Below are 12,263 nucleotides of genomic sequence, written 5' to 3' on the forward strand. Positions count from 1 at the left end.
AGGGTGAGGTTGGTGCGCTGCTGCAGTTGCTCGGCCTCGGCCGCGCGCACAGCCAGCAACTCGCTCTCGGCGCGGCGCACTTCGGCCATGCGGTCGCGCATCGCATCCATGTAGCCCTTGCCCTTGGAAGCGCGCACCGAGGCGGCCAAGGCCTCCATCGTCGCCTGGCCCTGGTTGACGTCCTTGCGCAGCGCGATCTGCGGATGCACCGCCTGGCTGAGCCATTGCGCCTGGGTCTGCTTCAGCGCGTTCAGGCGTTCCTGCTGCTTGGGATTGTCCGCGGTCAGTTCCTGCGCGGTGCGCAGGTGGCTGTCGAAGCTGGCGACGCCGTCGCGGTAGGGCTGCAGGAACGCGTCCTCGCCGGTCAGCGAGAAGCCGCGCGTGCCGGTCTCGATGTTGATCAGGCTGCTCAGCGCAGCATCGACTTCGGCGATCACTTTGTAGGTGTGGGTGTTCCAGTAATTGGCCTGCGACAACGCGGACACGTTGAAGTAGGCCACGCCGGCCAGCGCCAGCAGGATGCACAGGACCACGGCGAAACCGCCGTAGAGTTTGGTGGCGATCTTGAGATTCTTCAGCACGGCACTCTCCCGGCAATGGGCAGTTGTGACAACGACAGCGACACGGAACTGGCGGCGCGACCGGCGCCGCCAGGGAATGGATCAGGCGCGGCCCAGCAGTGCTTCGCTGCGGTCGCGATTGCCTGCACCGGGACGGCGCGCGGCAGCGGAGGTGGCACGCGGCGCCCAGCGCGAACCCGCAGCGCGCAGCGGCAGCGGCGCTTCGCTTTCGTCCAGCGTCTGCGCGGCGCGGCGCGCGGCGGCCGACAACTGGAAGAAGGCCATGCTTTCCTGCAACTGCACGGCCTGCGTGCTCATCGATTCGGCGGTGGCGGCCAACTCTTCGGAGGCGGTCGCGTTCTGCTGGGTGATCTGGCTCAGCTGCACCACCGCCACGTTGATCTGGGTGACGCCGGAGGACTGCTCCTGCGAGGCGGCAGCGATTTCCTGCACCAGGTCCGAGGTCTTCTTGATGCTCGGCACGATGGTCTCCAGCAATTGCCCCGCGCGCTCGGCCAGCTCCACGCTGGAACCGGCGACCTCGCCGATCTCCTGCGCGGCGACCTGGCTGCGCTCGGCCAGCTTGCGCACTTCCGCCGCCACCACCGCGAAGCCCTTGCCGTGCTCGCCGGCGCGCGCGGCCTCGATCGCTGCGTTCAACGCCAGCAGGTTGGTCTGGTAGGCGATGTCGTCGATGATGCCGATCTTGTGCGCGATCTGCTTCATCGCCGCCACCGTGGCCACCACCGCCTTGCCGCCTTCCAGAGTCTCGCGGGCCGCCTGCGCGGCCATGCCGTCGGTGACCTTGGCGTTGTCGGTGTTCTGCGCGATCGAGGCGGTCATCTGCTCCAGCGAGGCGCTGGTTTCTTCGACGCTGGCGGCCTGCTCGGTCGAGGCCTGGCTCAGCGACTGCGCAGTGGCGCTGACTTCCTCCGACGCACCGGCCAGGCTCTGCGCACTGGCGTTGACCTCGCCGACCACCTGCTGCAGTTTCTCGACCATGCGCTGCATCGCCAGCAGCAACTGCGCGGTCTCGTCGCGGCCGCGCACCTCGATCGACATGCTCAGGTCTCCCTCGGACAGCGCATTGGCCACGCTGACCGCCTTGCCGATCGGCCGGGTCACGCTGCGGCTGATGAACACGCCCAGGCTCACGCCGAGCAGCACGCCGCCGATCACGATGGCGAGCATGGTGCGGGTGCTGCTGGCGTAGATTTCGTCGGTGACATCGTTGGCCTTGGAGGCATTGGCCTCCTTGATCTCGCTCAGTTCCGACATCAGCGCATCCAGTTCGTCGGAGCTGCTGCGCACGCCCTTGGACAGTTCCGCGAGCTGCGCGTTGCCTTCCGGGAGCGGCTCGCGCATCACCGACTCGACGAACTGGCCGCGCCGCTCCAGGTAGGTCTTCCACACCTGGTCGAAGCGGGCCAGCTTGGCCAGCGTCGCCGGGTCGTCGAACGACGTCCTGGCCTTGTCCATATGCTCGACCACCTTGGCGGTGTATTTGTCGAGGCTGGCGACATGCTTGGCGCGGTCTTCCGCGGTGCTGGCCAACTGCAGGTTGGCGCGCGCGCGGCCGGCATTGATCAGATTGATGTTGGCCTCTTTCAGGTGCGACAGGCCAAGCAGCTCGCGCTCGTACAGCGCGGTGGCGTAGTCGTTGATCCGGCCCGAGTTGCGGATGCCGACCCAGCCGATGCAGGCGCCGATCGCCGCCACGATCAGGAATGCCGCCGTCAGCCTGACCCCGATTTTCATATTGCCCAACATGGTGTGTACCCCGATTTGTGTGTGTCCGCCTGCGCCGGGCGATGCATCCGGCTGCGTGTCGCGGCGCCTCGCGGAGCGATGCCTCTGACTGAGTCGCCAGAGGACCGCTGCGCTGCAACGTCATGCGTGAGGGCTATCGGCGCAATCGAGGGCGCCTTTAAATCGCGTGAAAATTGCGGAATCCCGCATAAGACAAGCGCTTTCGCGACATTCGTGAATGCGCAAGAGGCATTGCGCTGCGGTGCTCAACGCGCAGCCGAGCAGACTTGGGTCGCAGCGCACCGATGCCGCACTTGTTCTGCAATGGCAGAACATCCCGGTTTTGCACCGGAGCCAAAGTGGGATACCAACCCCTTTAATTTGTAGACAGAATGTGAAAGCAGCGCCGCGATGTCACAAGCGCGATCGTGGCGGGCGGGCGCGGCGCATTGCCTTCACGCCATCTGCGGTGCCACAAGCGTGCGCCGTTCCGCGGCAGCGCCACCGCGCAACAGCCGCTGCGCATGCGCATGCTCCTCGGCATTCATGTCCTGCAGCGGCTCGAAGCGCTCGCCGACCCAGCTCGCCATCGGCACGCCATCGCGGTACAGCACGCGCGCGCCCGGCAGCCGCGGTACCCGCGTGCCGGGGAGCACGCTGCCGAGGAGATTGGCCGGATCGGCGGCAGCCACGCACAGCCAGTGGCCGTCGCCGGGCTGGCGGCGTATCTGCCGCAGCAGGCCGATCGCCTCCGGCAGGGCGAACTGTTCGCCGGACAGGCCGTCGATGAAGCGCCCACCGCGGATCTCGCCGCGCGCCTCCAGCCGATGGTAGACGCGCAGCAGTTCGCGCCACGGCGGCAGCCACGCCGCCTCGCGCTCGAGCAGGCGCCAGCAGACCACGCCGTAGCGGCGCAGCAGGGTCCTCGCGGCGTGCTCGACCGCCTCGCTGCGTGCGGCCGGGTCGTCGACCTCGGTGTCGGCACGCAGCACCGCCCAGCGTCCGGCGTCCTGGATGCCGCCGTACAGCGCCATGCGCGGCCGCCGCCGCGACAGCACCGAGGGCCGCTTCGAGGGCGGCACCAGCAGGGCGCGCAGGCCGGCGTAGCTGTCGCAATGGACCCGGCCGGCGGCGACCAGCTCGGCCAGCGCCGCTTCCAGTTCGGTGGACAGCAGGCGCGTCGCCTCGGCGATCTCGTCGAAGAACGAGGCGCCATGCGCCTCGAGATGGTCGGCCACCTTGCGCGTGCGCGAGCCCAACGCGCCGGCTTCCGGCGCTGGCGACAGCCGCGACCAGTGGCCGGCGCTGCGCCGCGGCAGCAGCAGGATGGGCGTGCTGCGCAGCGTCGGTGCGGCGCCGCCGGCGCCGGGGCGCAGCCGCGTCCACAGCGTGCGTCCGGCGCTGCAGGCCTCGTCCAGCCACGCCGGGCGGTAGTCGCGCACCCGCGCCGGCAACAGCTCGGCCTCCCACAGCGGCGCCGCGACCTCCACGCCCTCCAACTGTGCCAGTACCGCGCCCAGCGCCTCGGCGCCGGCGACCTGCCCCTCCGCGTCCAGATGCTGCCAGCGGAACAGGAAGCGCGCGTAATCGCGCGGCGCCACCGGCTCGATCTCACGGCGCAGGCGGCCGAGGGTGTAGCGGTGGATCCGTGCCAGCAGATGGCGCTCGCACCATTCCTCGGCGTCGGCATCGGCGCTGAAGCGCCCGCCCAGCACATAGCCGTCCTGCTGCAGCGCCAGCAATCCCGCCTGCACCTCGCGCAGCGGCAGGTGCAGCGGCCCGGCCAGCGCGGGCGCGGTGACCGGCCCCAGCCCCGCCAGGCGCCAGCGCAGCAGTTCGCGCACCGCGCTGTCGCGGTCCCAGTCGGCGACCGCATAGCCCGCGGGAACGGCGATGGCCGGCTGCGCACTGGCCTGCGGGTACAGCGGCGCCACCGCCGCCAGCGCCTCGGCCGCCACCCACAGCGCCGCCGCGGCGCCGTCGACACCGTGCAGGCAGGTGGCGCGCGCGTCGGCGGCCAGTTCCTCCAGCCGCTGCCGCCACTGCGGCTGCGCGGCGACCTCGTCCGCGCTCACCACGCCGAGCGTGAGCAGCGCTTCGTGCATCTCGTCGCGGCTGCGCGGCTGCGGCCAGGCCTCCTCGCGCACCGCGGCGATCGCCTGCAGGTCCAACTGGCCGAGATCGTCGGCGCTGTCCGGATCCTGGTAGCGGCGGTTCTGCACCGCCTGGGTCCGTCGCTCCTCCAGCGGTGCATCGTCGAGGAAGGCATAGGGCCGCGCCTCCAGGGCCTCGGCCGCCAGCGGGGATGGCGCGGTCAGTTCGTGCGCCAGCACGCGCACGGCGCCGGCCTCGATGCCGTGCAGCAGTTGCAGCCAGCCGGCGCTGTCCATCGCCTCGTCCAGGCAATCGCGCAGGGTCTGCGCCACCAGCGGGTGCTCGGGAATCTCGCGCTCGCCGACCAGGTTCTCCGCGCAGGCCACCTGGTCGGGAAACACCGTGGCCAGCAGGTCCTCAGACTTCATCCGCTGCAGTTGCGGGGCGACCTTGCGGCCGCCGGTGAAGCGCGGCAGCGCCAGCGCGTTGGTGGCGTTCCAGCGCCAGCGCACGCCGAACAGGGGCGCGTCCAGCAGCGCCTGCACCAGCACGTCCAGCGCCGAGGCGGCGCGCAGGTAACGCGCCACCTCGTCCAGGGCGAAACTGTGCCGGGTCGACAGCGACAGCACGATCGCGTCCTCGGTCGCGGCCGCCTGCAGTTCGAAATTGAAGGTGCGGCAGAACCGCTTGCGCAGGGCCAGGCCCCAGGCGCGGTTGATGCGGCTGCCGTAGACGCTGTTGATCACCAGCTGGGTGCCGCCGGTGGCGTCGAAGAAGCGTTCCAGCACGATGCACTGCTGGGTCGGCAAGGCGCCCAGCGCCGCATGCGCGCGGCCCAGGTAATCGACGATCTGCTGCGCAGCGGCCGCGTCCAGCGCCAGCGGGCCACACAGCCACTGCAGCGCCTGGGTCGCCCCGCCCTGCTGCAGCGCCTGTTCGAGTTCGGCACGCAGCCGCGACACGCCCAGCGACAACGCGTCGCTGCGCCCGGGCGCTTCGCCGATCCAGAACGGAATATTGGGCGGCGCGCCGCGCGCATCCTCCACCCGCACCCGCCCCGCTTCCACGCGCAGGATGCGGTAGCTGGCGTTGCCGAGCTGGAACACGTCGCCGCCCAGGCTCTCCACCGCGAAATCCTCGTTGACCGTGCCGATGGTCTGCGCCTGCGGCTCCAGCACCACGCTGTAGTCGCCGGTCTCGGGAATGGTGCCGCCGGAAGTGAGCGCGGCCATCCGCGCACCGCGGCGCTGGCGCACGCGGCGATGCACCGCATCGCGATGCAGGTAGCCGGCGCGCGGCCCCAGGCGCGTGCTGAAGCCTTCGCAGAGCATGCGCAGCACCGCGTCGAACTGCGCGCGCGGCAGCGCCGCATACGGCAAGGCGCCACGCACCAGCGCGTACAGCGCGTCTTCTTCCCACTCCTGGCAGGCGACCTCGGCCACGAGCTGCTGGGCGAGCACGTCCAGCGGCGCATCGAGCATGCGCAGCGCATCCAGTTCGCCGCGACGCACACAATCCAGCAAGGCCGCGCACTCGACCAGGTCGTCGCGCGACTGCGGAAACAACCGCGCCTTCGGCGTGCCGCCCACCGCATGTCCGGAACGGCCGGCGCGCTGCAGGAACGCGGCGATGGAGCGCGGCGAGCCGAGTTGGCAGACCAGGTCGACATCGCCGATGTCCAGCCCCAGTTCCAGCGATGCCGTGGCCACCAGCACCTGCAGGTCGCCGGCCTTGAGCCGGCGCTCGGCGAGCAGCCGGGTCTCGCGCGCCAGGCTGCCGTGATGCGCCGCCACCGCCTGCGTGCCGAGCAGTTCGCCGAGGTGCCGGGCGGTGCGCTCGGCCATGCGCCGGGTGTTGACGAACACCAGGGTGGTGCGGTGCGCGCGCACCAGCTCGGCCAGGCGCGTATACACCTGCTGCCACTGGTCGGCGGACATGGTCGCGCTGAGCGGCGTCGGCGGCACCTCCAGCGCCAGGTCGCGGGCGCGCGCATAGCCGATGTCGACGATGGCGCAGTCGGCAACGCCGTCGTGCACCGCGGCGCTGCCGACCAGGAACCGCGCGACCGCCTCGATCGGCTTCTGCGTCGCCGACAGGCCGATGCGCAGCGGCGGCACCTCGCACAGCTGCTGCAGGCGCTGCAGCGACAGCGCCAGGTGGCTGCCGCGCTTGTTCGCCGCCAGCGCATGGATCTCGTCGACGATCACCGTGCGCACATGCCGCAGCGTCTCGCGCCCGGACACCGAGCCGAGCAGCACGTACAGCGATTCCGGCGTGGTCACCAGCACGTGCGGTGGACGCCGCCGCGCCTGCGCACGCTCGCGCTGCGGCGTGTCGCCGGTGCGCACCGCCGTGCGGATCTGCACATCCGGCAACCCAAGCGCCGCGAGCTCGTCGCGGATGCCCTGCAGCGGCGCCTCGAGATTGAGCTGGATATCGTTTGAAAGCGCTTTCAGTGGCGACACGTACAGCACCTGGGTGCGGTCCTGCAGGCCGCCTTCACGCAGGCCTTCGCGCACCAGCGCGTCCAGTGCGGCCAGAAACGCCGTCAAGGTCTTGCCGGAGCCGGTCGGCGCAGCCACCAGCGTATGCCGCCCGGCCTGGATCGCCGGCCACGCCTGTTCCTGCGCCGGCGTGGGCGCAGCGAAACGCTGCTCGAACCAGCGTGCCACGGCGGGATGGAAGCGCGTTTGCGCCAACGACATGCGATCTCCTAAGCCACCGCCGCAACGCATGCGGAGCGCACCGACGATGCCACCGATGCATATTGTCCACGCGATTGTCTCGCGCCATCGGCTCGGCAATGAAAATGGTGACGTTATCTGGGCAATCAAGCGCATTCACGCGCGAGCGCTGTTTTTACGGGCTTTTCTATTAAGCGTTCATCGAACGACATAATGTCTACCACTCGCTCCGCAGAGCGCGGTTATGTTGTCGACAGCATCACGTATCCCGGCCTAGCGTTTGCGCATGACGCATGAGCTTCGCTTCTGGGAACGGAAATGCGGCACGGCAACACCAACGAACAATGGCATCGCCCATCGCGCGTGCGGGACGCTCCATCCCGTACACGCGATCGCGGCGGCGCGTGTTCGCGTCGCCTCCGCCTCCGTGTCCCTTCGATGTCGATCTGCCGTCGCCTTGCGGCGTATGGCAGCGATGGCGGCGGCATCCGCCATCGGGTCCGGCCCTGCCGGATCGCGCATGCCTTGTCCCTTTCCACCAGCCATCGCCAAGGAGCATCACCAATGGCACAGAGCAGCCCGTTCCTCTCCAGCAACGACCTCGGCCAGCGCCGCGGCAACGACGCGCAACCGTCGCTCGGCGTCGCGCCGAACGTGTTCGAAGGCAACGACCCGGCCGCGATCGCACACGCGCTCAAGCAGTCGGCCGACCTGCACGCACGCCGCCGCACCGGTCCGTATCGCTCGGCCATGTCGATGCTGACCTTCTACATCAATCGCGCCGGCGACCAGTTGCCGGAGCAGCGCCGCAAGATCCTGGAGCAGGCCAAGGACGAGTTGCGCAGCCTGTACGGCAAACCGCGCAAGGATGGCGCCGGCGATTGAGCGCAGGCACGCGCGCAGCGTGATGGAGCGAGCAGTTCCGCACGCTGCCTACGCGAGGCGCGCGCCGCCCGATTGCCGTTCTCCAACGCAGTGCCACATGATGCGGACATGGCCAAGGCATCCGACATTTCGGACCTCATCCAGCACACTGCCGCCGCGACGCAGGACGACGCGGCGCTGCTGTCGCGCATCATCCTGGCGCAGGGCGAAATCGCCGCGGCCGGCGGCGATCCGCTGCAGGTGGTCGACGTGGTCACCCACCGCGCACAGGAACTGACCCGCTCCAACGGCGCGGTGGTGGAGATGTGCGACGGCAACGACATGCTGTACTGGTCGGCCAGCGGCGTCGCCGAGCGCCACCTCGGCCTGCGCCTGCCCAGCAACGGCAGCCTGTCCGGCCTGTGCATGCGCAGCGGCCAGGTATTGCGCTGCGACGATTCGGAAATCGATCCGCGCGTGGACCGCGAGGCCTGCCGCCGCATCGGCCTGCGCTCGATGCTGGTGGTGCCGCTGCGCTACGGCGACCGCAGCATTGGCGTGCTCAAGGTGTTGGCGCCGCAACCCAACGCCTACAGCGCGCAGGACGTGCGCACCCTGGAACTGCTGGCGACCCTGGTCGGGGCGACGCTGGCGCTGGCGATGGACCGTGCCGCGCTGCAGACCGACATCGCGCGCCGCCAGGACGTGGAAAAGCATGCCTTCCGCGAGAAGGCGGCGATCGCCACCCGCATCCGCGAGACCATCGCCGGCGCACGCCTGCAGATCGTGACCCAGCCGGTGCTGGCGCTGGCCTCGCAGCGCATCGTCGGCGTGGAGGCGCTGTCGCGCTTTCCGGCCAACCCGGCACTGCCGCCGCTGCGCTGGTTCGACGACGCCAGCCGGGTCGGGCTGGCGCTGGACCTGGAACTGGCCGCCGCGCGCCAGGCGCTGGAGCTGCTGGCGCAGTTGCCGGCGCCGCTGTACCTGGCGATCAACGTGTCCGCGCAGACGCTACTGCATCCGCAGTTGCAGGCGCTGCTGCACGGCCACGACCTGTCGCGGATCGTGCTGGAAATCACCGAGCAATTGCAGGCGCCGGACTATCCGCGCCTGTCCGAGCACATCGGCCTGCTGCAACGGCAGGGCCTGCGCATTGCCCTCGACGATGCCGGCACCGGCTTCGCCAGCCTGCGCCACCTGCTGCACCTGGCGCCGGACATCATCAAGCTGGATCTGACCCTGACCCGCGGCATCGATGCCGAACCGCGCCGGCAGCGGCTGGCGCTGGCGATCCTGTCCTTCGCCGCCGAAACCAATGCCGACGTGGTCGTCGAAGGCATCGAGACCGAGAGCGAACTGGCGACGCTGCAGGCGCTGGGCGCGCGCTACGGCCAGGGCTACCAGCTCGCCCATCCCGGGCCGCTGTCGGCGCATCTGGCGCGCTACCCGGCGATCGGCGACGGCGGCGGCTGAGTCTCGCGGGCGATCGAGCGTTGCGTCCCGGCCACGCCCTCAACGGACATCCTGTGTAGGAGCGGCTCTTGTCCCCTTTTCGGGATCAGCCGCGACAGAGCGCCAACGGTAATGCCCCGTCGCAGCTGAAGGTGCCCGCCCCCTGGGACCCACACCGGCGTCGACGAGAACGCCACGCGCAGACGCGGCGCCTGCACAAACGCCAGACAAGAAAAAAGCGGGCCGAAGCCCGCTTTTTCCTGGAACGACGCTGGCAGCGTGCGGCTTATTCGGCCGACGCGCCCTCGCCTTCTTCCACGGCCTTCATCGACAGGCGGATGCGGCCCTGCTTGTCGACTTCCAGCACCTTGACCTTGACCACGTCGCCTTCCTTCAGCTTGTCGCCGACCTTCTCCACGCGCTCGCTGGAGATCTGCGAGACGTGCACCAGGCCGTCCTTGCCCGGCAGGATGGTCACGAACGCGCCGAAGTCCATGATCTTGGCGACCTTGCCTTCGTAGATGCGGCCCGGCTCGACGTCCGAGGTGATCTGCTCGATGCGCGACTTGGCCGCCTGCGCGGCGATCGCGTTGACCGAGGCGATGACGATGGTGCCGTCGTCCTGGATGTCGATCTGGGTGCCGGTTTCCTTGGTGATCGCCTGGATGGTCGAACCGCCCTTGCCGATCACTTCGCGGATCTTGTCCGGGTGGATCTTGATCGTCAGCAGGCGCGGCGCGTAGTCGCTCAGCTCCGCACGCGGGGTGGTCAGCGCCTTGGACATCTCGCCGAGGATGTGCAGACGGCCGGCCTTCGCCTGGGCCAGGGCCTGCTTCATGATCTCTTCGGTGATGCCTTCGATCTTGATGTCCATCTGCAGCGCGGACACGCCGTCGGCGGTACCGGCGACCTTGAAGTCCATGTCGCCCAGGTGATCTTCATCGCCCAGGATGTCCGACAGCACCACGAAGTCGTTGCCTTCCTTCACCAGACCCATGGCGATACCGGCCACCGGCGCCTTCACCGGCACGCCGGCGTCCATCAGCGCCAGCGACGATCCGCAGACCGAGGCCATCGACGAGGAACCATTGGATTCGGTGATTTCCGAGACCACGCGGATGGTGTACGGGAACTCTTCCATGGTCGGCATCACGGCCAGCACGCCGCGCTTGGCGAGGCGGCCGTGGCCGATTTCGCGACGCTTGGGCGCGCCGAAGCGGCCGCACTCGCCCACCGAGTAGGGGGGGAAGTTGTAGTGGAACAGGAAGTTTTCCTTGTACTCGCCGGAGACCGCGTCGATCACCTGGCCGTCGCGGGCAGTGCCCAGCGTGGTGACCACGATCGCCTGGGTCTCGCCGCGGGTGAACAGCGCCGAGCCGTGGGTACGCGGCAGCACGCCGGCCTGCACGCTGATCGGACGCACGGTGTCCAGCGCACGGCCGTCGATGCGCACCTTGGTGCTCAGCACCGAACCGCGCATGGTCTGGTATTCCAGCTCGCCGAATTCCTTGGCCAGGTCAGCGGCGACCCAGTTCTCGGCGGTGGCGCGCGGCGCCAGCTGCGCCAGCACGTCCTTCTTGATCGCGGCGATGGCGTCGCGGCGCTGCAGCTTGTCGCGCACCTGGAACGCGGCGGCCAGCTGCTCGCCGACGGCTTCCTTCAGCGCGGCGATCATGGCCTCGTTCTTGGACGGGGCGACCCAGTCGGACGGCTTGGTGCCGGCTTCGACGGTCAGTTCGTTGATCGCGTTGATGACCTTCTGCATCTCGCGATGGCCGAAGGTGACCGCGCCCAGCATCACTTCTTCCGACAGCAGCGCGGCTTCGGACTCCACCATCAGCACCGCGTTGGCGGTACCGGCGACGACCAGCTCCAGCTGCGAATCCTTCAGATCCGACACGGTCGGGTTGAGGATGTACTCGCCGTTCTTGTAGCCGACCTTGGCGGCGCCGATCGGGCCCTTGAACGGGGTGCCGGCCAGCGACAGGGCGGCCGAGGCGCCGATCAGCGCGGCGATGTCGCCGTCGATGTCCGGGTTCATCGACATCACCGTGGCGATGATCTGCACTTCGTTCTTGTAATCCTCCGGGAACAGCGGACGGATCGGACGGTCGATCAGACGCGAAATCAGCGTCTCCTTCTCGGTCGCACGGCCCTCGCGCTTGAAGAAGCCGCCGGGGATGCGGCCGCCGGCGTAGAACTTCTCCTGATAGTCGACCGTCAGCGGGAAGAAGTCCTGACCTTCGCGCGCGCTCTTGGCGGCGACGGCGGTGACCAGCAGTACGGTGTCGTCCATCTTGACGATGACGGCGCCGCCGGCCTGGCGGGCGATCTCGCCGGTTTCGAGGGTGACGGTGTGCTTGCCGTACTGGAAGGTTTTGGTGATTTTTGCCACGGGGTTTCCTTGGATGATGCTGTCTGCAAATGGACCGCTGACGGCCCATGCCGCTGGCGGGTGGCCGGGAGGATCCGGCCGGTGGCGCGGAGCGATCCCCGGGCCACGGTACTACCCAAAACAAAACCGCGGCGCATCGCTGCGCCGCGGTGGGGTTCGTTGACTCAGCGACGCAGGCCGAGCTTCTCGATCAGCGCCTTGTAGCGCTCGCCATCCTTCTTCTTCAGATAGTCGAGCAGGCTGCGGCGGCGGTTGACCATCTGCAGCAGGCCGCGGCGGCTGTGGTGATCCTTCTTGTGGGTCTTGAAGTGGCCGGTCAGCAGCTCGATGCGGGCGGTCAGCAGGGCGACCTGCACTTCCGGCGAACCGGTGTCGGCAGCGCCGCGCTTGTTTTCTTCGATGACTTTCTGGGTGTCGATGGACATGAGGTTTTTTCTCTGAGATGCGGGGCCGGCAGGAACGTGC

6 protein-coding genes and 1 pseudogene are annotated in these 12,263 nt (G+C 69.0%); 2 read left to right on the forward strand and 5 right to left on the reverse strand.

Translation table 11 applies throughout. The features are described from left to right. Positions 1–95 precede the first annotated feature (95 nt). From AC1G9L_RS14505 to AC1G9L_RS14515, 3 genes and pseudogenes are all read right to left on the reverse strand, one after another. A pseudogene (locus AC1G9L_RS14505) lies at positions 96–581 on the reverse strand (CHASE3 domain-containing protein); the annotation flags it as partial. A gap of 81 nt (positions 582–662) precedes the next feature. Continuing rightward, on the reverse strand, positions 663–2,318 hold the full coding sequence (locus AC1G9L_RS14510; protein ID WP_481069378.1) for a methyl-accepting chemotaxis protein: 1,656 nt from the start codon (positions 2,316–2,318) through the stop codon (positions 663–665). A 446-nt stretch (positions 2,319–2,764) separates the two neighbouring features. After that, the gene (locus AC1G9L_RS14515; protein ID WP_481069379.1) at positions 2,765–7,108 is read right to left on the reverse strand and encodes a DEAD/DEAH box helicase; all 4,344 of its coding nucleotides are present in this window, start codon (positions 7,106–7,108) and stop codon (positions 2,765–2,767) included. Between the two features lie 543 nt (positions 7,109–7,651). Between AC1G9L_RS14515 and AC1G9L_RS14520 the strand changes: the two genes are divergently transcribed. Continuing rightward, on the forward strand, positions 7,652–7,972 hold the full coding sequence (locus AC1G9L_RS14520; RefSeq protein WP_019799233.1) for a DUF3175 domain-containing protein: 321 nt from the start codon (positions 7,652–7,654) through the stop codon (positions 7,970–7,972). A 108-nt stretch (positions 7,973–8,080) separates the two neighbouring features. Next, positions 8,081–9,424: an EAL domain-containing protein gene (locus tag AC1G9L_RS14525; protein ID WP_019799234.1), complete on the forward strand. Its 1,344-nt coding sequence runs from the start codon at positions 8,081–8,083 to the stop codon at positions 9,422–9,424. Between the two features lie 265 nt (positions 9,425–9,689). Here the strand turns inward: AC1G9L_RS14525 and pnp are convergent, their stop codons facing one another. Together pnp and rpsO are read right to left on the reverse strand one after the other, a co-directional pair. After that, a complete protein-coding gene (gene pnp / locus AC1G9L_RS14530) occupies positions 9,690–11,798 on the reverse strand; it encodes a polyribonucleotide nucleotidyltransferase (protein WP_019799235.1) in 2,109 nt (702 codons plus the stop codon). A gap of 164 nt (positions 11,799–11,962) precedes the next feature. Then, positions 11,963–12,223, reverse strand: a complete 261-nt coding sequence (rpsO, locus tag AC1G9L_RS14535) for a 30S ribosomal protein S15 (protein WP_003467392.1) — start codon at positions 12,221–12,223, stop codon at positions 11,963–11,965. Positions 12,224–12,263: the final 40 nt, after the last annotated feature.

The sequence above is a fragment of the Xanthomonas sp. NCPPB 1132 genome, assembly GCF_056629235.1.

Excerpts from the sequence above, each read along its gene's own strand:
- AC1G9L_RS14510 (WP_481069378.1), bottom strand. The coding sequence starts at position 2,318 with ATGAAAATCGGGGTCAGGCTGACGGCGGCATTCCTGATCGTGGCGGCG.
- AC1G9L_RS14525 (WP_019799234.1), top strand. The coding sequence starts at position 8,081 with ATGGCCAAGGCATCCGACATTTCGGACCTCATCCAGCACACTGCCGCC.
- rpsO (WP_003467392.1), bottom strand. The coding sequence starts at position 12,223 with ATGTCCATCGACACCCAGAAAGTCATCGAAGAAAACAAGCGCGGCGCT.
- AC1G9L_RS14515 (WP_481069379.1), bottom strand. The coding sequence starts at position 7,108 with ATGTCGTTGGCGCAAACGCGCTTCCATCCCGCCGTGGCACGCTGGTTC.
- AC1G9L_RS14520 (WP_019799233.1), top strand. The coding sequence starts at position 7,652 with ATGGCACAGAGCAGCCCGTTCCTCTCCAGCAACGACCTCGGCCAGCGC.